The organism is Actinomadura opuntiae (assembly GCF_030283205.1).
GTDB lineage: Bacteria > Actinomycetota > Actinomycetes > Streptosporangiales > Streptosporangiaceae > Spirillospora.
Map to the genome: position 1 here is coordinate 77,511 of NZ_JASNWF010000001.1, position 21,004 is coordinate 98,514.

37 protein-coding genes are annotated in these 21,004 nt (G+C 73.3%); 31 read left to right on the top strand and 6 right to left on the bottom strand.

Going from position 1 to position 21,004, the window contains the following annotated elements:
- Nucleotides 1-116: 116 nt before the first annotated feature.
- Nucleotides 117-944 (top strand): alpha/beta fold hydrolase, encoded by an 828-nt coding sequence (locus QP089_RS00435; protein ID WP_285909082.1) that lies wholly within the window; start codon nt 117-119, stop codon nt 942-944.
- 89 nt (nt 945-1,033) lie between these two features.
- Here the strand turns inward: QP089_RS00435 and QP089_RS00440 are convergent, their stop codons facing one another.
- Nucleotides 1,034-1,390 (bottom strand): YybH family protein, encoded by a 357-nt coding sequence (locus tag QP089_RS00440; RefSeq protein WP_285909083.1) that lies wholly within the window; start codon nt 1,388-1,390, stop codon nt 1,034-1,036.
- 180 nt (nt 1,391-1,570) lie between these two features.
- Here QP089_RS00440 and QP089_RS00445 point away from each other — a divergent pair, with 180 nt between their 5' ends.
- Nucleotides 1,571-1,696 (top strand): acyl-CoA thioesterase family protein, encoded by a 126-nt coding sequence (locus QP089_RS00445; RefSeq protein ID WP_285909084.1) that lies wholly within the window; start codon nt 1,571-1,573, stop codon nt 1,694-1,696.
- Here the strand turns inward: QP089_RS00445 and QP089_RS00450 are convergent.
- The 3 genes from QP089_RS00450 to QP089_RS00460 form a co-directional block, all read right to left on the bottom strand.
- On the bottom strand, nt 1,660-3,042 hold the full coding sequence (locus QP089_RS00450; RefSeq protein ID WP_285909085.1) for a site-specific integrase: 1,383 nt from the start codon (nt 3,040-3,042) through the stop codon (nt 1,660-1,662). The two genes, QP089_RS00445 and QP089_RS00450, sit on opposite strands and share 37 nt — an antisense overlap.
- Before the next feature lie 92 nt (nt 3,043-3,134).
- Nucleotides 3,135-4,175 carry a hypothetical protein gene (locus tag QP089_RS00455; protein WP_285909086.1) on the bottom strand — a complete coding sequence of 347 codons (1,041 nt, stop codon included), beginning with the start codon at nt 4,173-4,175 and terminating at the stop codon, nt 3,135-3,137.
- Nucleotides 4,176-4,400: 225 nt separating this feature from the next.
- Nucleotides 4,401-4,838, bottom strand: a complete 438-nt coding sequence (locus tag QP089_RS00460; protein ID WP_285909087.1) for a helix-turn-helix domain-containing protein — start codon at nt 4,836-4,838, stop codon at nt 4,401-4,403.
- 275 nt (nt 4,839-5,113) lie between these two features.
- Here QP089_RS00460 and QP089_RS00465 point away from each other — a divergent pair, with 275 nt between their 5' ends.
- From QP089_RS00465 to QP089_RS00540, 16 genes are all read left to right on the top strand, one after another.
- The gene (locus tag QP089_RS00465; RefSeq protein ID WP_285909088.1) at nt 5,114-5,308 is read left to right on the top strand and encodes a helix-turn-helix domain-containing protein; all 195 of its coding nucleotides are present in this window, start codon (nt 5,114-5,116) and stop codon (nt 5,306-5,308) included.
- Nucleotides 5,305-5,556 (top strand): helix-turn-helix domain-containing protein, encoded by a 252-nt coding sequence (locus QP089_RS00470; protein ID WP_285909089.1) that lies wholly within the window; start codon nt 5,305-5,307, stop codon nt 5,554-5,556. Before QP089_RS00465 ends, QP089_RS00470 begins: the two co-directional genes overlap by 4 nt.
- Before the next feature lie 92 nt (nt 5,557-5,648).
- A complete protein-coding gene (locus QP089_RS00475) occupies nt 5,649-6,266 on the top strand; it encodes a hypothetical protein (protein WP_285909090.1) in 618 nt (205 codons plus the stop codon).
- Nucleotides 6,263-6,847: a phiSA1p31-related protein gene (locus tag QP089_RS00480; protein ID WP_285909091.1), complete on the top strand. Its 585-nt coding sequence runs from the start codon at nt 6,263-6,265 to the stop codon at nt 6,845-6,847. The genes QP089_RS00475 and QP089_RS00480 overlap by 4 nt, the downstream gene beginning before the upstream one ends.
- Nucleotides 6,844-7,005 (top strand): hypothetical protein, encoded by a 162-nt coding sequence (locus QP089_RS00485; RefSeq protein ID WP_285909092.1) that lies wholly within the window; start codon nt 6,844-6,846, stop codon nt 7,003-7,005. The genes QP089_RS00480 and QP089_RS00485 overlap by 4 nt, the downstream gene beginning before the upstream one ends.
- A gap of 115 nt (nt 7,006-7,120) precedes the next feature.
- Nucleotides 7,121-8,017: a PD-(D/E)XK nuclease-like domain-containing protein gene (locus tag QP089_RS00490; RefSeq protein ID WP_285909093.1), complete on the top strand. Its 897-nt coding sequence runs from the start codon at nt 7,121-7,123 to the stop codon at nt 8,015-8,017.
- 97 nt (nt 8,018-8,114) lie between these two features.
- A complete protein-coding gene (locus QP089_RS00495) occupies nt 8,115-9,209 on the top strand; it encodes a hypothetical protein (RefSeq protein ID WP_285909094.1) in 1,095 nt (364 codons plus the stop codon).
- Between the two features lie 16 nt (nt 9,210-9,225).
- On the top strand, nt 9,226-9,594 hold the full coding sequence (locus QP089_RS00500; RefSeq protein ID WP_285909095.1) for a hypothetical protein: 369 nt from the start codon (nt 9,226-9,228) through the stop codon (nt 9,592-9,594).
- A 17-nt stretch (nt 9,595-9,611) separates the two neighbouring features.
- Nucleotides 9,612-10,718: a hypothetical protein gene (locus QP089_RS00505; protein ID WP_285909096.1), complete on the top strand. Its 1,107-nt coding sequence runs from the start codon at nt 9,612-9,614 to the stop codon at nt 10,716-10,718.
- A 14-nt stretch (nt 10,719-10,732) separates the two neighbouring features.
- Nucleotides 10,733-11,200, top strand: a complete 468-nt coding sequence (locus QP089_RS00510) for a hypothetical protein (protein ID WP_285909097.1) — start codon at nt 10,733-10,735, stop codon at nt 11,198-11,200.
- Nucleotides 11,200-11,367, top strand: coding sequence for a hypothetical protein (locus QP089_RS00515; RefSeq protein ID WP_285909098.1), 168 nt, complete (start codon nt 11,200-11,202; stop codon nt 11,365-11,367). Before QP089_RS00510 ends, QP089_RS00515 begins: the two co-directional genes overlap by 1 nt.
- Entirely contained in the window at nt 11,355-11,699 is a 345-nt protein-coding gene (locus tag QP089_RS00520) for a hypothetical protein (RefSeq protein ID WP_285909099.1), read from the top strand. The genes QP089_RS00515 and QP089_RS00520 overlap by 13 nt, the downstream gene beginning before the upstream one ends.
- Entirely contained in the window at nt 11,696-12,058 is a 363-nt protein-coding gene (locus QP089_RS00525) for a hypothetical protein (protein ID WP_285909100.1), read from the top strand. The genes QP089_RS00520 and QP089_RS00525 overlap by 4 nt, the downstream gene beginning before the upstream one ends.
- Complete coding sequence (locus QP089_RS00530; protein ID WP_285909101.1) at nt 12,055-12,360, top strand: hypothetical protein; 306 nt, start codon at nt 12,055-12,057, stop codon at nt 12,358-12,360. The genes QP089_RS00525 and QP089_RS00530 overlap by 4 nt, the downstream gene beginning before the upstream one ends.
- The gene (locus tag QP089_RS00535) at nt 12,357-12,896 is read left to right on the top strand and encodes a hypothetical protein (RefSeq protein WP_285909102.1); all 540 of its coding nucleotides are present in this window, start codon (nt 12,357-12,359) and stop codon (nt 12,894-12,896) included. The genes QP089_RS00530 and QP089_RS00535 overlap by 4 nt, the downstream gene beginning before the upstream one ends.
- Nucleotides 12,893-13,114 (top strand): hypothetical protein, encoded by a 222-nt coding sequence (locus tag QP089_RS00540; RefSeq protein ID WP_285909103.1) that lies wholly within the window; start codon nt 12,893-12,895, stop codon nt 13,112-13,114. Before QP089_RS00535 ends, QP089_RS00540 begins: the two co-directional genes overlap by 4 nt.
- 50 nt (nt 13,115-13,164) lie before the next feature.
- Here the strand turns inward: QP089_RS00540 and QP089_RS00545 are convergent, their stop codons facing one another.
- Both QP089_RS00545 and QP089_RS00550 read right to left on the bottom strand, forming a co-directional pair.
- Entirely contained in the window at nt 13,165-13,629 is a 465-nt protein-coding gene (locus tag QP089_RS00545) for a GIY-YIG nuclease family protein (protein ID WP_285909104.1), read from the bottom strand.
- Nucleotides 13,630-13,671: 42 nt separating this feature from the next.
- Nucleotides 13,672-13,896, bottom strand: a complete 225-nt coding sequence (locus QP089_RS00550) for a helix-turn-helix domain-containing protein (protein ID WP_285909105.1) — start codon at nt 13,894-13,896, stop codon at nt 13,672-13,674.
- Nucleotides 13,897-14,042: 146 nt separating this feature from the next.
- On the opposite strand from QP089_RS00550, the gene QP089_RS00555 reads away from it, so the two are divergent.
- From QP089_RS00555 to QP089_RS00615, 13 genes are read left to right on the top strand one after another with little or no spacing between them, the layout of a single operon-like run.
- Entirely contained in the window at nt 14,043-15,248 is a 1,206-nt protein-coding gene (locus QP089_RS00555; RefSeq protein WP_285909106.1) for a helix-turn-helix domain-containing protein, read from the top strand.
- Nucleotides 15,245-15,514: a hypothetical protein gene (locus tag QP089_RS00560; protein WP_285909107.1), complete on the top strand. Its 270-nt coding sequence runs from the start codon at nt 15,245-15,247 to the stop codon at nt 15,512-15,514. Before QP089_RS00555 ends, QP089_RS00560 begins: the two co-directional genes overlap by 4 nt.
- On the top strand, nt 15,511-16,032 hold the full coding sequence (locus tag QP089_RS00565; RefSeq protein WP_285909108.1) for a hypothetical protein: 522 nt from the start codon (nt 15,511-15,513) through the stop codon (nt 16,030-16,032). The genes QP089_RS00560 and QP089_RS00565 overlap by 4 nt, the downstream gene beginning before the upstream one ends.
- Nucleotides 16,029-16,457: a hypothetical protein gene (locus tag QP089_RS00570; protein WP_285909109.1), complete on the top strand. Its 429-nt coding sequence runs from the start codon at nt 16,029-16,031 to the stop codon at nt 16,455-16,457. Before QP089_RS00565 ends, QP089_RS00570 begins: the two co-directional genes overlap by 4 nt.
- Entirely contained in the window at nt 16,454-17,023 is a 570-nt protein-coding gene (locus QP089_RS00575) for a hypothetical protein (RefSeq protein WP_285909110.1), read from the top strand. Before QP089_RS00570 ends, QP089_RS00575 begins: the two co-directional genes overlap by 4 nt.
- Nucleotides 17,020-17,457, top strand: a complete 438-nt coding sequence (locus tag QP089_RS00580; RefSeq protein WP_285909112.1) for a DUF6248 family natural product biosynthesis protein — start codon at nt 17,020-17,022, stop codon at nt 17,455-17,457. Before QP089_RS00575 ends, QP089_RS00580 begins: the two co-directional genes overlap by 4 nt.
- A complete protein-coding gene (locus QP089_RS00585; protein WP_285909113.1) occupies nt 17,454-18,302 on the top strand; it encodes a deazapurine DNA modification protein DpdA family protein in 849 nt (282 codons plus the stop codon). The genes QP089_RS00580 and QP089_RS00585 overlap by 4 nt, the downstream gene beginning before the upstream one ends.
- Complete coding sequence (locus tag QP089_RS00590; protein WP_285909114.1) at nt 18,299-18,844, top strand: hypothetical protein; 546 nt, start codon at nt 18,299-18,301, stop codon at nt 18,842-18,844. The genes QP089_RS00585 and QP089_RS00590 overlap by 4 nt, the downstream gene beginning before the upstream one ends.
- On the top strand, nt 18,841-19,068 hold the full coding sequence (locus QP089_RS00595; protein ID WP_285909115.1) for a hypothetical protein: 228 nt from the start codon (nt 18,841-18,843) through the stop codon (nt 19,066-19,068). Before QP089_RS00590 ends, QP089_RS00595 begins: the two co-directional genes overlap by 4 nt.
- Complete coding sequence (locus QP089_RS00600; protein WP_285909116.1) at nt 19,065-19,676, top strand: hypothetical protein; 612 nt, start codon at nt 19,065-19,067, stop codon at nt 19,674-19,676. Before QP089_RS00595 ends, QP089_RS00600 begins: the two co-directional genes overlap by 4 nt.
- The gene (locus QP089_RS00605) at nt 19,676-20,020 is read left to right on the top strand and encodes a hypothetical protein (RefSeq protein ID WP_285909117.1); all 345 of its coding nucleotides are present in this window, start codon (nt 19,676-19,678) and stop codon (nt 20,018-20,020) included. Before QP089_RS00600 ends, QP089_RS00605 begins: the two co-directional genes overlap by 1 nt.
- A complete protein-coding gene (locus QP089_RS00610; protein WP_285909118.1) occupies nt 20,017-20,550 on the top strand; it encodes an HAD-IIIA family hydrolase in 534 nt (177 codons plus the stop codon). Before QP089_RS00605 ends, QP089_RS00610 begins: the two co-directional genes overlap by 4 nt.
- Nucleotides 20,547-20,969, top strand: a complete 423-nt coding sequence (locus QP089_RS00615) for a hypothetical protein (protein ID WP_285909119.1) — start codon at nt 20,547-20,549, stop codon at nt 20,967-20,969. The genes QP089_RS00610 and QP089_RS00615 overlap by 4 nt, the downstream gene beginning before the upstream one ends.
- Nucleotides 20,970-21,004: the final 35 nt, after the last annotated feature.

Here is a 21,004-nt window from a genome sequence, read left to right on the forward strand (position 1 = left end):
GGCCGGTAAAGAAAGGTCGACCGGGGTTTGCCGTCCCCGGCCCCGGGGTGCCGGTACCGGCGCGCCGTCGCGGGAAGGTCGCCGGGATCGCACCGATACGTCAGGGGGTTGGACGGATGGCGTTCGTCACGACGCGCGACGGCAACGAGATCTTCTACAAGGACTGGGGTTCGGGCCCGCCGGTGGTGTTCATCCACGGCTGGCCGCTGAACGCCGACGCGTGGGAGGACCAGATGAAGGCGGTGGCCGACGCGGGGTACCGCGGCATCGCCCACGACCGGCGCGGGCACGGCCGCTCCTCGCAGCCGTGGGACGGCTATGACTTCGACACCTTCGCCGACGACCTGGCCGACCTGCTCGGCACCCTGGACCTGCGCGAGGTCGTGCTGGTGGCGCATTCGATGGGCGGCGGGGAGCTGGCCCGCTACATCGGCCGGCACGGCACCGCCCGGGTCGCCAAGGCCGTCCTGCTGTCGGCGATCCCGCCGCTGATGCTGCGCACCGACGCCAATCCCGAGGGCGTCCCGGCGCAGGCGTTCGAGGACATCAAGGCCGGGATCCTGAAGGAGCGGTCGCAGTTCTGGAAGGACAGCGCGGAGGGGTTCTTCGGCGCGAACCGTCCGGGCAACAAGGTGACGCAGGGCAACAAGGACGCGTTCTGGTTCATGGCGATGCACGAGAGCATCAAGGCGGGCGTGGACTGCACGACGGCGTTCGCCGAGACCGACTTCACCGACGACCTGAAGAAGTTCGACGTGCCGACGCTGATCGTGCACGGCGACGACGACCAGATCGTCCCGATCGACGCGACCGCCCGCAAGTCGGCGCAGATCATCCCGGACGCGACGCTGAAGGTCTACGAGGGCGGCTCGCACGGCATCGCGATGGTGCCGGGCGACAAGGAGCGCTTCAACCGGGACCTGCTGGAGTTCCTCGCGAGCTGACCCGTCGCCTCCCCCGGGCCCCGCCCCGGCCGCCCCGGCCGCCCCGGCCGCCGCGCGGGCGTGTCGCGGCGTGTCCGGGGCACGGCCGGTCAGGCGCCCGGGGTGACGAACTCGGGCTGGTCGAGGACGCGGAGCCAGCTGCCGTCGGGCTGGCGGCGGACGACCTGGGCGCGGGCGCCGGCGCCGTCGCGGGGCGGGGTGGAGGTGAGGGCGATGTCGCCGCTGACCAGGGTGGGCAGCGGCTCTTCGGGTTCGAAGTGCGGGCGTCCGGCGAGCACCTTCTCCCAGAGCTCGCGGATCGCCTCGCGTCCGACGGTCTGGGAGCCGGGCGGGTAGGCCAGCACGGCGTCCTCCTCGTAGAGGGCGGCGACCCCGGCGGCGTCGCCGGCGTTGGAGCGCTCGACGAACAGGCGGGTGATGTCCTCGGGGTGCATGGCCTTCTCCATGGGGTCCTCCCTGGTGGGCTGCTGTGTCACCTCCCATGCTCGGCGCCCGACGACCAGAAGTCCAACAGATGGTTCTTCTCGACCCCAGAAGCGATGGTTATATCCTCCGCCGCGCTCGGCAACGAGATCATTTGGGGGGTGGCAATCCGCTGCTTAAGGGGTGCGGCAGGATGTGGCGGTATGGGGCAGATCTTCGCGCATCGGCTGCGGGTGCGGTACAGCGAGTGCGACCAGCAGGGCGTCGTGTTCAACGGCCACTATCTCTTCTATTACGACGTTCCGGCGATGAGCTGCGGTTTCTCCTGATTCGGGGAGATCGAGGGCACATCGGGGGCACTCCTGCGGAGTCCGGCGTCAATGATGCGGCGCATCCGGCCGCGGCTGTGCGGCATCAGGTGACCGTAGATCGTCGTGGTCGTCTGGACGTTAGCGTGCCCGAGCCACTCGCTGACCGCCACGATGTCCTCCCCGTCCGCCAGGAGCAGCGAGGCGAAGTAGTGCCGCAGCGCGTGCAGGCCGTGCTCGCGCGCCGGCGGCCGCTTCTGCCCCTTCTTGGGCCGCGGAACGATCCCGGCACGCTCGAGGGCGGGCCGCCAGTGGTCCCGGTGGAACACGTCGGTGCGGCAGGCGTCGCGCGGCCCCGGGAACATCAGCAGCGCCGTGTGCGGCGCGCCATCGCGGGTCTTCCACGGCAGCGTCACCTCCCGGGGCGGGAACCGGCGCACGTGCTCCGACAGCGCGAGCTTCACCGACTCCGGTAGAGGGACCTCCCGCTCCTTGTCCCCCTTGGGCCTGGCGAAGATCAACTTGCCGTTGATCCGCTTGACCTGACGCCTGACGTGCACGATGCCGCGCAGCCAGTCGATATCGTCCGGCGACAGCCCGAAGATCTCGCCGCGGCGCAGGCCGAGCCCGGCGCCGGCGTCCACGATCGCGGCGTACTGCTCCGGCAGCTCGTCGCGCATCGCGCAGATGTAGTCGACCGTCCAGGGGACGACCTTCTTCTTGCGGACGGGCGGTAGCCGCACCGCCTTGGACTTCGTTGGGTTCCGGGCGACCTTCTCGTCGGCGATCGCGGAGGAGAAGACGGTGTAGACGTGCGCCATCAGAACGCCGATGTAGTCGGCGCTCAGGCCCTTCTTCTGCAGGTTCCGGATGAGGCCCTGGATCAGGGACGGGCGGCGCGCGAGCACCGACAGCTCCATGTTCCCGATGACCGGGTAGACGTGGTTCTCCATGCGCTGCTGCATCAGCACGCGGGTGCCCTCGTCCAGCGTGCGGTTCTCGATGACGTCCACGGCGTAGACGCGGAACTGGACCCGGCCGGCGGTCGGGTCGATGTAGCGGCCCTCGTTCAGCTCGGAGATGACCTTCGCCTCGAACGCCTCGGCGTAGACCTCCGGGTCGGTCTCGTCCCGGCCGCCGCCGCGGAGGGCGAAGTTCCGCTTGGGCTGCTTGCGCTTGCCGGTCTCGGGGTCGGTCACGTTCCAGCGGACCTGCCAGCGCTGCGCGCAGCCGTGGTCACTGGTGGGGTAGAGCTTGTTCTTGCCGCGGCCGCACTTGCACGGCTCCAGGCGCTGGGCGGGGTCCTTGTGCTTCCACCCGGGGTGGTTTTCCGGGTGCGATAGGTGCCAGCGGTCGTAGATGGCCATAGGTGTCCCATCTGGTTGGGGGGTTGGTGCTGCCGAACAGTACGCGCCACCTGGGACGGCGAGGAGTCCCAGGTGGCGCGCGGCGGGGCGTGCTAGTTCAGGCTGAACACCGCTGCGGCGGTCACGGTGACCGTCGTCTGCAGCGGCGAGGGGCCGGCGCCCGGGAAGGACGAGGCGGCTTCGCTCGTGAAGCCGCTCGGGCCGGGCGTGGGCCTGCCATCGAAAGAGGCGTCGTCCGTCGGGGTCGGCGAGGCCGTCGGGGTCGGGGAGCTGGTCGGCGTCGCGGAGACGGAGGGCGACGGGGAGCCGGACGGGGACGCCGAGGGCGACGGGAGCGGGATCACCGGCTGACCCGGCGCGGCGGGCACACCGACCCTGGCGTTCGGCGCCGGGGCCTGGACCGGCGGCAGTGGGCCGCGGTCGCGAGCGTCCGAGTCGGACGGCTGCGCGGGGGTGTGCTTCACCCAGGGCGGCCGCGCCCTGGTGGTGGCGCGCGTCGGCCAGAAGGGAAAGATCGAGGCCCAGGTGTTCAGGTCGCGGGAGAACAGGTCCCGCGCGGAGGCGCCCGGCGGCCGCTCCACCCAAAGCGGGTCGTCAGAGCCGTCCTGCATCGTGAGCGGCCCAGGGACCAGGGTGAGGCTCGCGGCGGCGGCCGCCGTGCCGACCTTCGCGCTCACCGAGGCCGTGAGGTTGCGCCACAGCGCGCCGAGCGCGACAGGGACGGCGGCGAGGCCGTTGAGGGTGTGGCGGGCTCGGCGGCGTCTGGTTGCCGGGCGCCTGGCGGTGCTGGTCAGGGCGACGGGGCCGTCCGGTGACTGCCACCGCACGACGCCGACCTCCGGGGGCAGGTCGGGCCGCACGTGGTATGGCACGTACGGCCCGGCGTTGATCTGGCTGATGATGTGGTCGACGGCGGCGTCGAGGTCTTCGTCGCTGAGGTCCTGTCCGCCGGCGGGACCCTCGTCCATTTCGCCGTGGTGCTCGAGTATCTCCAGCTCGCGGATTTTAAGGGCGGTGATTCTGTCGAGACGGGCGCGGATTTTCCTCAGCTCGGTGGACAGCACCTTGTAGACGGCGGCGACGGCTGCTATGCACATGGCGGTGCACAGCAGCGGGAGCAAGGACTCGAACATGAAAGCTGTTCCTGTGTTGACTCGGGGGGCGTCCTCGCTGGATCTTTCTGTGCTCGCGGGGTGACTCAGCGTCGAACCGTCCCAGCGGGAGGTACGGGAGGTACGTGAGAGTCACACATTCACACATTTGGTTGGAGCGTTACAAGTGTCGCGCCTTGCTCAAAGGTAAGGTTTTGGTAACCCGGTGTTTACTGACGAGTCAGTAGGTTCCCGCTGGCTGGGACGTCAGCCTTCCATTGCCTCCAGCGTCTCATCCATAGTCTCGGCCCACCGGATAACGACCCGTCGCTCCCGGGTGCTGAGCGCCCGGCCGAGCTTCGCCTCGACCAGCTCCTCAAGCCGTGCCTCGAAGACGGCCAGAGCCTCATCCTCGGAGCGCGGTAGTTCGGGCCGCCCCTTGCGGCCGGCGCTGCGCCGGGACTTCTCCTCGGCCAGGGGGGTGGGGTCCCCGCCGTCATAGATGGCCTCGACGGACCCGTCTTCCCACCGCACCGCCCTGTCGATGGCGGCCGCGGTGATGTCGCTGGCGCGGTAGTCGCCGCGCCGGATGGCGCGCAGTGCCTCATAGGAGATGTCGGCGGCCGTGGCGATCGCCCGCCAGGTCATCCCCAGCTCTCTACGTCGGCGGTCCAACGCTTCGCTGAGTCGCTCGTGCGGCTCCATGATCGTTTCTCCTTGTCATCTCTACCCCCGACGCAGGTTTACGCAACATAACGCAACATGCCGTGCCCGCGAGGGTAGCGACGCGGGGAGACCTTGGTCACTCGAACAGCCGTGCGAACGCCGTCCCCCGGCGGGGCGAACACCCGTTCGAGTGTGGGCGAACACACTTTCGCTTCCCTTGTGGCATGTTGTGTTATGTTTCCCGCATGCCACAAGATCCCACAACCCCCACCCGGGCGACACCGCCCCACAGGCGGGCGGATGGGCTGACCCCCATGGCGATCGCCCGCAGCCGCAAGGGACTGACGCTGGAGGAACTGGCCGACCTGTGCGGGCAGAAGGGCGCCCCCATCTCCAAGGGACAGCTCAGCCGGATCGAGCGCGGCGCGGTCCCCCGCCCCGCGCTCCGCAAGGTCCTCGCCGAGATCCTCGAGCTGGACGCCGGTCTCGACTTCCCGAGGGCGGCATGACCCGCCGCACCAGCAGCGCGACCGCGAAGAAGCCCGGCACCGGCCACACCACGGGCCCGGCCCTCGTCGGCTACGCCACCAGCGCGCAGGTCGCCGAGTACACGGGATTCAGCCCCAACACCCTGCGCAAGTGGCGCAGCCAGCGCAGGCACGGAAAGGACGCCGGACCGGACTTCACCGGTCAGGGCGCCGGCGTCCGCTACCCGTGGCCCGAGGTCGAGCGCTTCATGCGCGAGCGCGGCAGGTGATGACGCCAGACAGCACACGGGCCCGGCGGTTGCCCTACAACCGCCAGGCCCTGGCCCGCACCCACACCCCTGCACGGAGAACGGAGCACGAGATGACAGCCCAGACTATCGCGGTACGGCGGACGCCGTCCCGCAGAGAGGTCGAGGCCATCGCCTACCGGGCGATGACCTTCCCCAACATGTCCCACGCGGACGACCTCGCCGAGGTCGCGCCGCACCTGACCCCGGCCGAGCGGGACGCCGCCCTCGCGGACCTGGTCGACGCGATCAGGCTGCGCGACGCCGCCTGCCGCGCCTGCACCGCCGCGTCCGCCGACGTCGCCGCCGTCCTCGCCGAGCACGCCGACCCGCTCACCGCCCGCGCCGCGAAAGCCGGGCACCTGCTCGTCGACGCGCTGACCGCCGCGCGAACCCGCGCGCAGATCGCGGCCCGCGACCTGGACGCCATCGACGGCCTCGACGCCAACGTCGACGGCGCCCGCGCCGAACTGGACGACGTCCGCGACGGCTACACCACTCCGGCGGAGATGGACGCCGACACCGACCCCGACCGGATGGAGGAGGCCGCCGAGCAGAAGCTCACCGCGGCGCTGGCGAACCTGTCCTTCGTGGTCGAGCACCGGCTCGAGAAGCTGCTGATCGACCTCACCCGCGCGGCCTGGCGCCACTGCGACACCACCCGCCTGCACATGACGGGCGGTGCGGTGTGAGCGACTACCGCGAGGGCGAGCACCTGCGCGTCACGATCGAGGGCACCTTCAAGCGGGACGGCGGCCCCGGCTACCTGATCCTCGACGTCAACGGCACCCTGCACCGCACGCAGGAGGCCAACAAGGCCGTGACGGTCGAGCGGATCGCCCCGGCCGACTGGCCGCCGCAGAAAGACGACGTCTGGTCCGACCGGGACGGCGACACCTGGCTCGGCGTCCTGGTCGACAACGACGACACCGTCGGCGAGCCCTACGTCGACCTGGTGTGCAGCCGGACCAGCAAGCGCGTCCCGGTCGGCTTCACCGACGAGGCCATCAGCCTGTACGGCCCGATGTCCCTCGTCCGGCGGATCCGCGAGCAGTGGACCGACGCGGACGGAACCGCCTGGGACCTGAACCGCGCCTACGTCGACCGCTACGGGCGGTCGTGGGTCCACACCGGCGCCTGGCACGACCTGCGCGACCGCGGCCGCGAGCCGAGCTTCGGCACCGAGGACATCAACGTGCCGGACCTGCCGATCGGCGACCTCATCACGATGCACGGCCTCACCGCCCACGACCAGGAAGGAGCCGACCGGTGAACGAGAACATGCCCACCCGCCCCGCGGACCTGCGGCGGCCACTGCCCGCCGACGTCATCGCGCGGTGCGCCGACACCGACTCGGCGCACGGGTTCCCCACCGTCGTCCGGCCCCTGCCCAGCGCGCAGGACTACGGGCTGAACGGGGCCGACCAGTGAGACGACTCGCGGCCAACCTCCGCGGTCGCCGCCGCGGCCGGATCTGCACGGTGTGCCTCACCGTGCAGACCGGCCGGGGCCGGCACGCCTGCCGCACCTGCGGGTGGTGGTGACCGTGACCGTGACGACCGAAGCCTCCTCCGACGGCGGCCGACCGCTGTCGGTGACCAAGCCCGGCGTGTACGACATGGCGCCGGAGGTCTACCACGCCGACCCGTGCCCGGCCGAGAGCCTCAGCTCGAGCCTCGTGCGGCGGCTGCTGGCGACCTGCCCCGAACGGTTCCGGTACGAGCTGGACACCGGCATGCACAAGCGGACACCGGAGATGGACCTCGGGTCGGCAGCGCACAAGCTCGTCCTCGGGTCCGGCCCGGAACTGGTCAAGGTCGAGGCCGACACCTACCGGACCAAGAAGGCGCAGCAGAAGCGCGACCAGGCATACGCCGAGGGCGCGATCCCGCTCAAGTCCGCCGACTACGACGTGGTCGAGGCGATGGCCGAGAAACTCCGCGAGCACGACCTCGCCTCGGTCCTGCTCGGCGGCGCCGGGAAGGCCGAGCAGGCGCTGTTCTGGAAGGACGGCCCGTCCGGGGTGTGGCGGCGCGCGCTGCTGGACTTCCTACCGGACGTCGAGCCGGGCAGCCGGATGTACCTCGCCGACTACAAGACGGCGAAGTCGGCGTCCCGCGAATCGATCTCCAAGCAGATGTTCGAGCTCGGCTATCACCTGCAGGGCGCGTGGTACGTCGACGCCGTCAAGGCGCTCGGCCTCGCCGAGGACATCCGCTTCTACCTGGTGGTCCAGGAGAAGACGGCGCCGTATCTGGTCAGCGTCGTGGAGGTCAAGCCCCTCGCGCTGGACGCCGGCCGCCACGAGAACCGCAAGGCGATCGACCTCTACACCAAGTGCCGCCGCGAGAACCACTGGCCGCCCTACATCGAGGGCCTGGAGCAGGTCGGCCTGCCGTCCTGGGCCGAGGCCCGGTTCCTCGCCGAGGTCACGGGCTCATGACCGGCTCGGCCTAGCGGCCGCCCCGTGGGCAGCCGCCCCCGCGCAGGCGCGGCGGCTGCCCACCCCTCCCCCACACATCCCTCCTGAAGGAGACACCTTGAGCAACAACCAGATCGAGCGCCCGGCCGGTCCGCGCACCGCCCAGGCCCCGGCCGTCGCGCCCGTGCCGTCCCCCGGCCGGATCGGACAGGGCACGGTGGTCGAGCAGTCCCGCGCCGCCGCGGAGGTCCTCGCCGCCGTCCAGGTCGCGCAGCAGTTCCCGCGCGACATCCAGCGCGCGAAGGCGCAGATGCGGGACTCCTGCGCGCAAGAGCGTCTGGCCGAGCGCGCGTTCTACCGCTACCGCCGCGGCGGCTCGGCGATCACCGGCCCGACCGTGCACCTGGCGCGGGAGCTGGCGCGCTGCTGGGGGCACGTGCAGCACGGCCTGATCGAGCTGCGCCGTGACGACGAGTACCACCAGTCGGAGATGCAGGCGTTCGCCTGGGACGTCCAGGAGAACACCCGGGTCGCGTCGACGTTCATCGTCCCCCACATCCGCGACACCCAGGACGGCCCGGTCGCACTGACGGACATGCGCGACATCTACGAGAACAACACCAACCAGGGCAGCCGCCGGGTCCGGGAAATGATCCTCGCCGTCCTCCCGCCGTGGTTCGTGGAGGAGGCCAAGGACCTGTGCCAGGCCACGCTGCGCGAGGGCGGCGGGCTGCCGCTGGCGCAGCGCATCGCCAACTGCATCTCCAAGTTCGCCGACGTCGGGGTGTCGCTCGACCAGCTCGAGGCCAAGCAGGGCCGCCCGAACGGCCGGTGGACCGAGTTCGACACGGCGCAGCTCGCGATCATCTGGCGCAGCCTCGAGCGGCGCGAGATCACTGTCGAGGACGAGTTCCCGCCGGTGGTCACGACTGCGGAGGAGATCATCGCGGCGCGGACGCCGAAGCCCGCCCCGGCCACGCCGGACGCACCCGCCGCGAACGAGGCGCCCGCTGGGCAGGAAAGCCCGGACGGGCAGGCCGCGCGGCCCACGGCGCCCGCGCAGGATTCCCCCGCCGACGGGCCCGCCCGGACCGAGCCCGACCAGGTCCCGGCCCGCGACGGTGGCGCGGCCGCGGACGAGCCGGGCGCCCCGCTCGGCGACCCCCTGCACTACGACGACGACGAGGTGTTCGAGGGCGGCGGTCACCGGTGACGAAGGCGGCCCGCTCATGACGGGCCGCTGGGTGAGCACCTTCGCCAAGGAGGTGCTCACCCTCACCGGATACCTGCGGCCCGGCCACCCCACCGGCACGCCCTACGTGTGCGCCCGAGGACACCTCACCACCCGGCTCACCGCCCGGCAGCGGCACGCCCTCGAACGGTGGGCCGCGGGGCACCCGGACCGGCTGGCGTGCAGGCGGCGCGGCTGCGGCCTGGAGGTCTGGCCGAGCCCGATCACCCCGGCCCTGGAAGACCGCCTCCGCGGCGCCCTTCACCAAGCCGCCGACACCGTCCACCCCGCCCCCGACGCACTGACCCGCATCCGCGCCCGCGCCCGCGGCAGCCGCCGCCGGCGTGGGCGCCGCACCCCGAGATGACGAGGGAGGCCGACGCCATGACGACCCGAGTCCCCCAGGCCCGTCCGGCGCCCTTCCCCCACCCCGACCCAGAACAGGACTACGGCATGACCAGCAATGACGACCTCACTCGCATCGTGGCCGGGCAGGTCCTCGACCAGGTCCGCAGCAGCATCGCCGCCGACGAGGACCAGCTCCGCGGCCTGCAGGCCGACGCCGACCGGATCCGTGAGCAGATCGCCGACCGTCAGGCCGCGCTCGGCCTGACCGAGCGGCGCGCGGAGGCGTGCGGCATCGCCATCCGGATCAAGCACCAGGTCGTCGCCCTCATGGCGGGGACCGCCGACGTCCCCGACCCGGCGACGGTCACGCGCATCGACGGCCTCGGGATGGTGATCGGCGCGCAGAAGCTGGCGCCGCCGCCCGACTCCCCGATCGAGGTCCTGCACCGCTACCAGGCGCTCATGCGGGAGGTCTACGAGAACGCGTTCGAGGAGACGAAGGCGGCCGGGCACGCGATCAGGGCGGCGCAGGGAACGGTCCAGACCGGTGAGCTGCCCGAGGAGTTCCAGCCGCAGCCCGACCCGCTGACGGCGCCGGCCCTGGAGGTGCCCGGTGCGCGGGCCGCGGCCGCCGAGGGTCAGGCGGAGCTCGCGCCAGCGTTGCCCTGGGCGGAGCACATCGGCCACCGCGTGGAGGTCCTCACCTCCGACCTTGAGCGGACGCGCGGCGACCTGGTCCGCTCGGACGCCGGTGGCCTGGTGCTCGCGGTCCCCGGCGAGGGAGAGCAGACGATCCCGAGGGAGCTGGTCCGGCACGTCGCGCGGGCCGAGGGGTCGGGCGCCTACCCCGTGCAGCCCGCCGTGCAGCCCACCCCGCAGAAGCCCACCCCGCAGTTCCTCGAGCGGCTCCGCGACGGGCTGGAGCGGCTCCCGTCCCGCTGCGGCGACTGCCACGCCAAGCTGCCCGGCGAGCACGTCCCCGGCTGCGTCCAGACCCGCCGCGGGCCGGCCGTCCTGCAGCTCGCCGAGCAGCGCCCCGCCGACACCCGCCCGGACACCGGCGACGGCCAGGACCACCCGGCCGACAGCGGCGTCTCCCCCGCGCCGGTCACCGCGGACGCCCCGCACGGTGAGGTCGCCTGACCATGGCCGACCCGATGACCCCGGATCGGTACGCCGAGATCCGGGACATGGACACCGGTCCCCTCACCGGCCCCGACGCGCCGTACAACCCGCTCGCGCTCGAGCTGAACAAGGCGCGTGAGGACCTGCTCGCCGAGCTGGACGCCATCCGGCGCCGCGACGAGACGACCGGCGGTGTGCTGTACGACGTCATCCGCCGGGCGCGCGCCGGGGAGCTGGACGAGCACGAGGCCGTCCGCGCGATCGAGACGCGCCTCATTCAGCCGCTCGCCGCGCAGGCTCGCGCGGCGCGGCTCGCGGCGCCCGGCCGGTCCCGGCGCCGGGCGCCCGCCGCCGACCGCTGGGCCGCGGACCGGTTCCGCAGGCTCGTGGACCGCGCCCATGACCTGCGGTCGCTCGGCGAGGGCGCTCCCGGCCTCACCGACACCTGGGCCGCCTGGGACCGCGACGCCGCCCGAGCCCTCCGCGGGGAGGCCCAGTGATGGAGGCCGTCAAGGTCGTGTTCGCCGCCGTCCCGGCGTGGGGCTGGTGCCTGCTCGGCTGGTGGGCTCTGGTCGCGCTGTGGCTCGCCTTCATCCACGGCGGAACCCGGCTGCCCGCCCCGCGGCCGCCCCGCCGCGACACCAGCGAGCAGGGGTGGCGGCGGTGAGGGGCCCGTCCGCCGACCGGCACGCCCCGGGCCCGCTCACCAAGGACAAGCTGCACACCCGCCGCCAGTTCGCCGCGCTGGAGGCCGGACAGCACCCGCTGAGCCTGCGGCTCCCGGAGCCGGTAGCGCTGCACCCCGAGGCCGCGCCGGTCGATGACCCGGCCGCCGGTGGCCGCCGCTGCGGCACCTGCCGTTTCCGGCGGCTCGCCGGCCGCGGGGCGTCCGGCCCGAAGTGCGCCCACGAGGCGATGCCGGTCCCGCGCGGCGCCACCACCGACTGCCGCGCCTGGTGGCCGGCCTGCATTCACCACGAACCCAAGGAGGGGCAGTGACGATCACGCCCATGTACCGGGCCGGCCGGGACCGGCGACCCGTGCTCCCGGAGGACCTGCGCGGGATGGTCCAGGACGCCGAGACCGCCCGCCAGCAGGTGGGCAGCCAGTGGCACGCGCTACTGGCCGCGCACGTCGACCGGCTCGCCGACGAGGTCGCCCGGCTGCGGAACGAGCACGAGTGGCACCGGATGACGCTGTCCCGCGCGATCGGCGCGCCGCTGGACCTTCCGTGGCCCGTCCTGCTGAACCGGACCGGCGTCGACTACGCCGCGCTGATCGCGCAGCGGCGCGCGGCGCAGGCCCAGGCCGCCGCGCTGCTCGAGCGGCGCGCCGGGCGGACGGGCGGCGCGTCATGACCGCCCACACCGACGAGGCGCCCGCCGCAGCGAACAGGGGCACGGCGGGCGCCTGCCACACCGGCCCGGCGGCGGGCGACCCCGCCACCGGGATCCCGGCCGCGCTGCTCGCCGACCGGCCCGAGGACCTGCCCGAGCGGTGGGAGTCGTGGGGCGCCGCCGCCCTCCAGCTCGCCGCGGAGCTGCCGGAGCCGGCGCGCCAGTTCCTGCAGGGCCAGGCGCACACCGCCGAGCTGTTCGCCAGGGTCCTGCGGAACGCGCTCCGCGACGCCGAGGCGGTGAGGCCGTGGAACCCCGCGTGATCGGCCTCGATCTGTCGTTGACGGCGACCGGCGTCGCGTGCGCCGACGGCAGCCTGCTCACGATCCGCACTGGCCCGGGAGATCACCTCGCCGACGAAAGGGACCGGCTCCGGTGGATCGCCGACGAGGCGGTTGCCCGCACCGAGGCCGCCCGGGTCTTGACGTTCGCCGTCGTGGAGGGCCCGTCGTTCGGGTCGAAGGGGAACGCGCTGCACCAGCTCGGAGGGCTGTGGTGGCTCGTCGTGGACGCCCTGATGGCCGTCGGCGCCGCTGTCGCCGTGGTGCCGCCCGGGACGCTCAAGGTCTACGCCACCGGCAGCGGCTCGGCGACCAAGCCGGACATGCGGATGGCGCTCTACAAGCGCACCGGCCTGGACGTGAAGGACGACAACCGCGTCGACGCGTGGTGGCTGCGCGCGATGGGCCTGGACTATCTCGGCCGGCCGCCGGTGGCGATGCCACAGGCGCAGCGCGCCGCCCTCGGAAAGGCGCGGTGGCCGCAGGTCCCGCGGGGCTCGACGGCGGCCGCGGGATGAGTACCCGCCGGGCCGGACGCGCCCGCACGCGCCCGGCCCGGCTGACGCACCGGGGGAAGGTGATCACGATCAACAGGCCGATGCGGATGTGGCTCGGCGAGGCGTTCAACGCGCCGCGCGGAGTCCACGAGCAGATCGGGCGGCGTGAGGGGACGCCGAAGCGCAAGAACCGGTCAGGCGGCAGGCGCCGTCAGCAGCGGCGCGGGAAGCGCCAGTGACCAGGCGGCGGCAGATGCGGCCGGGCGTGCGATCGGGCCCGGCCGCCTCGTCATGCCTCGGCGTCGAGCGCCTTGACCGCCCGCTCATAGAAGTCCGGGGTCACCAGGTAGACGCGCCGGCGGCCGCGGACGGTCAGGGCGCTCACCAGGTCGTCCTCGCGCGTCTGCTCGATGAGGCGGGTCAGCAGCGGCCTAGCGATGGTGGCCGGCACGTCCTGCACGCCGTCGTCGGCGATGACCGGGGCCGGTTCGGGGCGTTCGACGCCGGAACGGTTGTACTTCGGCGCTTCGCCTCTGACGGCCGTCACTTCGGCGCGCTCAGCGGTTTCCCGGTCCCCGAGCCAGGTCACCGTTTTGCGCGCGACTTCTGGCCACCAAGGCTTCTCTCGACTGTGCTGGTAGAAGCGGGCCCCGGGGTCATAGGCAATGCCGACGTACAGCAGCAGGCCGTTCGCGTCGTACAGCCGGTACAGGGCGGTTCGGCGGGGCGGGTTCGGAGGGTGCCCGGCGTTCATGCCTCACTCTTCCTAGTCAGGGAACAGCGGAAGCCGACCGGGTCAGCGCAGGCGCTCGAGGCCGTTGGCGTCCTCGTAGTCCCGCTGGAAGCGGCGGACCTGCTCGCGGGTCAGGCCCAGCTCCTTGGCGATCGTCTCCTGCGGAACGTTTTCGAGGCGCGCGTTGCGGATGGCCTCGCCGAGCCTGTGGCGCGCGCGCTGAATCACCAGGCGGGCCTCGTCCTGCGCTTCCTCATACGCCTTGCGCGCGCTCTTCACGTCAACCATCGGGTCTGCCACCCCTCCATCGTCGCACGGGACGCCTACGCCCGCGCTGGCTTCTTTGCCCGAATGCCTGTATGCCTATATGCCTACAGGCCACTTTGCATAGTATGGACCATGGAACGCCGACCACAAGCAGTGAAGGGGTGCACGTGAGCGTCAAGGTGGTGCGCCTCAAGCGGGACGGGTGGGCGCGCATCCCCAACGGCGTCCTGCGCGACCCGCGGCTCAGCGACCGGGCCCGCGGGCTGCTGTGTCGGATGCTCAGCCACAAGGACGGCCGGGGTCCGGCGAGCGCCGCCGAGTTGGCCAAGGGCACCAGGGAGGGCCGCGACGCGGTCAGCCGTGCCCAGGAGGAGCTGGAGGCGGCCGGTTACCTGGAGCGCCGGACGTACCGGAAGCCCAACGGGCAGATGGTCACCGAGGTCACGGTCTACGACTATCCGCACGGCGCCGGTGACGGTTATCCACAGGGCTCGGACGGCGACCGGGACGCCGACGAACCGATTCCGGATTCTCAGGAATCGGCGCGAGCTGCGGAAACAGACGTTTCTGCTGGTCACACCGGATCCGGGTTTTCAGGAACCGGCCGCGAGCAGGGGAAAGACGCATCTGCGCAGGTCGCGCCGGATACGGATTCTCAGGAACCGGCCGGACCTGCAGAAACGGGCGTTTTCCCTGGTCGCACCGGATACGGGTTTTCAGGAACCAATCAGAAGACTAGAGAAGACGAACTACAGAAGACTAAGAAGATCAGTCAGTCCGCGCAGGAGCGCGAGGCCGCCCGGTACCTGCGTGGCCGCTACGGAGACGGACTGACCGACTTCGTCATCGCCCACACCATCGCGGTCGCCCGCGAACGCGCGGCCCGCGCCGGGAAGCCCGTCCGGAACCTGCGCCGCTACCTGCAGTCGTGGGCGGAGGGAGACCTCGCCGACGTCCTGTGCGCCGCGATGGACGCCGAGGACGCCCAGGAACAGGCCGAGCCGCCGTCGCTGCGCGCCATCGATGGCGCCGCCGGACCTGACCAGGCCCGGCCGACGCAGCCGCCGATGCTGCAGGTGATCGAGACCGACCCGCGACCGGCCGCGCCCGCGCCCCGCGAGATTCCGCTGACCCACCGTCGCATCGCGGCCGCGCTCGAGCGCCTCGCCCTCGCCGGGCGCCCCTACCAGGCGCAGGCCGCCCGCTACTTCGAGGCGCACGGCACCGACGCCTCGGACGCCGAGATCGACGCCTACGCCCTGCAACTGGCTTGGGAAGCGCCGAAGGACCGCGCGGTCCTCGCCCAGGCCACCGACGTCGCCGCCGCCCTGTCCGACGCGGCGAACTCCCCCGCTGAAAGGAACGCGCGATGACGCACACCACCCCGCGCGTGCGGCAGGTCCCCGACGCCGGCGTGCCGGACCTGACGCCCGTCGACGGCTGCCGCCACTGCGGCCTGCCCCGCCTCCTGCCCGACGGGCTCCCCCACGCCCGCCGCTGGAGCCGCGGCCCCGGCTGGCACGGCTGGACGGCCCCGACGCAGCAGCAGATCAAGGACCGCATGATCGCGCGCCGCGCCGACCGCATCGTCACCGGCCGCCTCGCCGCGGGCCGCCCCGTCCGAAGGGAGCTGCCGTGACCCACCCCGACCCCCGCGTGCGTGAGGTGCTCGAGCGCAACGCCCGGGACTACGCCGAGGCCACCACCGCCCCGCCCGCCGACGTCGTCAGCTACCTGGAGTGGCGCCGGAACCGGCCCGTTTCGGTGCCTCAGCGGCCCCGTCAGGCCCGTACGTACCTAGATCGTTCTCAGATACCGCACCACCACCGGAAGGGCGCTGACGCGCCGCTACAGCGTTCCGGGCCGCCGCCGCAGGAACGCGACCCCCGGTACGACCGGGCCAAGGCCCAGCTGCAGGCGCTCCCCGACTTCGGCGCGGCGTCGATCGAGGCCGTCCGCGCGGAACTCCCAGCGGACGCCAGCTGGCAGGCCATCGTCATCGCCGCCGCGGCGCGCCCCGTCATTCCGCAGCAGCCCGCCGACGAGCCCGCCGAGGCCCACCGCCCGGCCGCAGCCGCGAAGCCGTGCCCCGACTGCGGCACCGCCCTCGACCCCGACGGGTCCTGCCTCACCTGCACCACGAAGGCCACCGCATGACCACCGCCAAGCGCCGGGCCGCGCTGCACGCCGCCGCCTGGGCCCTGCGCACCCCCGACCCGGCCGCCACCCTCCGGGAGCTGCTCGACGCGCTCGGCGTCCGCCCCGCCCGCCGGCCGCGGCCGCCGCGCGACTTCGAGACGGCGCTGCGGCCCCCGATCGACGCCGACCTGTACCGCCGGGTCCGGGCCGCGTACCGGTCCGGTACCGGCGTCGACGAGATCGCCGCCGACATCGGCCGGACCCGCCGCGCCACTGAACGGCTCATCGCCGGTCAGCTCGCCGGACCGCTGCGGCCCGGACAGCCCGACCCGCGGCCGCCGTCCACCGGCGGCGGCTACATCGCCGACCCGGCCGCGCGCGCCGCCTGGGTCGCCGCGCACGCCCCCGACTACGTCACCCCGATCAACACGGAGCAGCAGTGAAGACCACCCCCCGCACCTACGGCCAGGGCGACCGCGTCCGGCTCCACGGCCCCTACGGCGGGATCACCGGCCGGGTCGTGGAAGTGATCCGCCGCGACACCCCGCCGTTCGCCGGATACCTGGTCGACTTCGGCGACGGCGACCCGATCGAGATCGCCGCGCACGAGGCCCGCGAGCCGTTCCGGCCGATGCTGCGCGAGTGGCGGCGCTGGTCCGCGAAGGACCTCGGCGGCGACTTCGTCGCGTGGCTGACCGACGCGGAACTCGAGCAGCTCCGCGCCGAGTACCTGGAGGAGCACCCCGACCGCCGGTCCGGGCCGCTGGCGCGGTTCGTCCCCCACCGCATCCCCGGCTACGAGCCGCTGCACCTGGTCGTGGTCGCCAAGCAGACCGAGCGGTACGAGGCGACCAAGTCCAACGGGTCGTGCCTGCGCACCAGAGAGCGTCACTTCTGGTGGGTGCGGTGCCTGTGCGGGCTGCACGTCGTCAAGGAGAGCGCCAGCGAGGCGCGGGCCCTGCGCGAGGAGCACGAGAAGCTCGTCGGCCGGCAGGCGGCGCAGTCATGACCGTCCCGCCCCTCACGCCCGACCGGGCCGAGTGGATCCGCGTTCACGTCTGGACCGCCCGGATGCGCAGGACCCACGCCGAGGTCCCCGGCTTCTACACCACCTGCGCCTGCGAGTGGGGGCGCTCGCTCCACTGCGGGCGCGGGCGACACGGCAAGTGCGCCGCCGGAACCCCGCTCCGCGACTACGCGGCCCTCATCGTCTTCGAAGACGGCCGGCCCGCCTACTTCCCCGAGCCGTACGCGCACAAGACCGGTGCATCCGCGACCGGCCCGAAGTTCACGCAGCTCGCGCAGGTGTGGCTTGCCGACCGGGTGTGCCGGTGGGTGTGCCCATGCTCCTGCCACGACGCCCCAGCCTCGGCCCCGGTCGTGTGTCAGCCCACCGAGGCCGTTCAGCTCGATCTCCTCGACCTTGCGTCGGTGTCCGCATGAACAGGTTCACGTTCTACCTCGGCTCGCACCGCCCGTCGTGGCTGACGCGCTCGGACCTCGACGTGCCGCTGTTCTACTCCGCGCCGACGATCCACCGGCTGCAGCGGGAGCGGCGCCGCCGGCCGACCGTGTCCGGTGCCCGGTGGGTGCTGGACTCCGGCGCGTTCATGGCGGTCACCACCGGCAATCCGCTGCTCCCCTGGCACGAGGACCCCGACGCCTACGGCGGGATGGCGGCCCGGGTCGTTGACGAGGTCGGGATCCTGCCGGACTTCGCCGCGCCGCAGGACTTCCCGTGCGAGCCGACCGTCCGCGCGATCACCGGCCTGTCGGTCGCCGATCAGCAGGACCTCACCACCGCGTCCTACGAGTGGCTCGCCGACGGGTTCCCGTGGATCCCGTGGGTGCGGGTCGTGCAGGGCTGGACCGTCCCGGAGTACCTGCGGCACCTGGACGACTACGCCGCCCGCGGCGTGGACCTGTCGGCGGACCCGGTGGTCGGGCTCGGGTCGGTGTGCCGCCGCGGGTCCGCGCGGCCCGTCGTCGCGGTCGTCCAGGCCATCCAAGCGCACGCCGTCGAGCTGTGGGGGCGGCCGCTGCGGTTGCACGCCTTCGGGATCAACGTGCGGGCGCTGCGCGAGGTCGCGCACCTGCTCGCCTCCTCCGACAGCCTCGCGTGGTCAGACACCGCCCGTAAGGAGTCGATCCGGCTGCCGGGCTGCACGCATGAGGCGCAGTACTGCCAGGGCTGCCCGGCGTGGGCGCTGGCGTGGCGGGACAAGGTCCTGGCGGCCGCGGCGCAGCCCGCCCAGCTCGACCTGCTCACCCTCGGAGCCGCGGCATGACCTTCAAGGGCATCACTCACTGTCTGCGCTGCGGGAAGGAGCTGCGCGCCTCCGCACTGTCCTTCATCGGGGACTGCTGCGCGACGAAGGTGACGCCCGCGCAGCTCGAGGCGATGCGGATCTACGCCGAGCAGCTCGCCGACCCGTTCCGCATCCCCGAGCCCCGGCCGATGTCGGCGGAGGGCCGCCGCAACCGCGCGAACCTCCACGCGGCGCTGCAGGTCGGCGTTGAACGGTACTGCCGGCACGACAACGTCATCGGCCGGTGCGGCGCCTGCGTCCGCGAGCGCGACCCAAACCGTGCCGCCGAGCGGATCCTCGCCGACGTCTGCGGCCTGTCCGCCGCTGAGCGCCGCGCCGAGCGCGTCGCCGTCCAGACCGCCCGCCGGGACCGCGGCATCCCCGCGTGGGCGCCGCGCCCCGCCCCTGCCCCCGCCCCGGCGCCGTCCCCGGCGCCCGCGCCGCGCCCCACCAGGCCGCAGCGCGCCACCCGACCCGCCGCCCACCGGGCGGTCCCCACCGGACAACTGGAGCTGCTATGACCACCACCGCCCCCGCCCGCAACCCGCACCAGTGCCCCGGCTGCGGGCTGCGGCCCCGCGCCGCCCGCCAGTACCTGTGCCGCGGCTGCTGGGTCACCCTCCCCGCCGCCACCCGCCGCGCGCTGAACCTCAAGGACGACCAGGCCGCCGCGCGGCTCGCCGAGCTGCACCGCCAGCTCGCCGCCGGCGTCGCCCTCCACCGGATCGAGATCGCGGCCCGATGACCGACACCCCGAGCGTGCGCCCCGCGACGCGGGAGCTGCTCGCTCTCGTCCGGGAGGCGCGCGAGGACATCGACCTGCGGGAGGTGGAGGCCGTCATCGCCGAGGCCCTCGCCGTCGGCAAGCCGTGGCCGGGCTTGCTGGTGCAGACCGCCCGCATGGTCGCCCGCCTGGAGGGCCCTGACGACCTCTGGAACGCGATCAACGACCCCATCGGCCTGAACCCCGCCGCCCGCCGGCGAGCCCAGAACCGCCGCCCCCAGCACCCCCCGGAGAGGACTCTGATGCCCGAGACGCCTACGCCCCGACCCCGGCTCGTGGGCCCGCACTGCCCGCACGGCGAGTGCAGCTGGCACACCTGCAACCACACCGGCTACGCCGAGTACCCGTGCCGCGCGGAAGGCTGCGAGATCTGCGGCGCCCCGCCGACCGACACCCCGGAGCACTGGGGCGGCGACGCCGGCCGGTACGCCGCGATGAGCCCGGAGGAGCAGCAGCGGGTCCGCGCGCACTGGGAGCGGTACCCGCTGCTGCGCCGCGCGACCGACACGACCGAGGTCATCCCCGGCGACCGAGCCGAGGCCGCCGCCCGCGTGATCGGAGGGCAGTGATGCTCACCGCGGCCCGGCAGCTCCCGCGCGCCGACGAGGACCAGGACGCCGCGCCCCGCGCCGCAGCGGCCGGCCGGGACCTCGCCCTCGCCGACGCCGAGGACCGCGTCAGCGCCGCCCGCCGTGACCTGTTCGAGGCGGGACAGGCCGAGCAGGCGGCCCTCGCCGACTACGAGCGGCACCGCATCACCGACCCCACCGGCCCGGCGACCGACCACGCCCGGCACGCCTGGGCGCAGGCCCTCGCCGACCAGGCCGACGCGCGCGTCGCGCTCGCCGCCGCAGCCGACACGCTCCGAGCCGTCCACCGCCAGCCCACCACCCGCAGCGAGGAGAACCCGTGACCGTCCCCGCCAGCTACCCGCCGCCGTCCCGGCGGCCCGTGCCCGTCCTGTACCTCGACATCGACGGCACCGTCCGACGCGGCAAGGACCAGCTCGGCCGGTTCGTCAACGGCCCCGCCGACGTCCAGGTGTTCCCCGAGGCCGTGACGCTGATGCGCCGCTGGAAGGACGCAGGTGGCCGCGTCGTCGGCGTGTCGAACCAGGGCGGCATCGCCCTCGGGCACGTCTCCCGGCACGCGGTCGCCGCGGCGATGGCCGAGACCTGCCGGCAGGCTGAGGACCTCATCGATTACCTGCTCTGGTGCCCGCACCACCCGGCCGCGACCGAGCCAGAGGACGCGCGGTGCTGGTGCCGCAAACCGGCGCCCGGCCTGCTGATCGTGGCCGCTACCCGGCTCGCCGAGACGTTCCCGGAGTACTACCCGCCGCACCTGGGGCGGATGGTCGGCGACCGGCCCGAGGATGAGCAGTGCGCGGCCGCCGCCGGCGTGGACTTCCAGTGGGCCGAGGACTGGAGGGCCGCAGCGTGACGGAGCCGCAGCACGACGACCTGCCCGCCTTCGTCCCCAGCCCGTCCGCTGTCCCGCCGCACCAGCGCGCTGGCTATGACGCGGTGTGGACGCTCCTGCAGGAGTTCCCCGGCGGCGCCGAGCAGAACGCGGTGGTGTGGCGGGCCGTCGAGGCGTACCGGCTCGCGTCCGAGCCCGAGCACGAGCGGGAGCTGCGCGAGCGCGCCGCCGGGGAGATCGCGGCGGCCGCGGAGCCGTACGCCGACACCCGGACGGGCCCGCGCGCGTCGTTCCGGCGCGGGATGCTCGCGGCCGCGAGGCGTATCACGCCGGCGCCGACCCCGCGGCAGATCCTCGACGCGATCGCCGAGGGCCGCGCCGTGGTGTGCGCCCCGCCGGACGCGAGCGGCGGCCGCGCGCCGCGGCCGGGCCCGTCCTGACCGCCACGGCGCCGCTGTAGCGGCCACAGCGGACC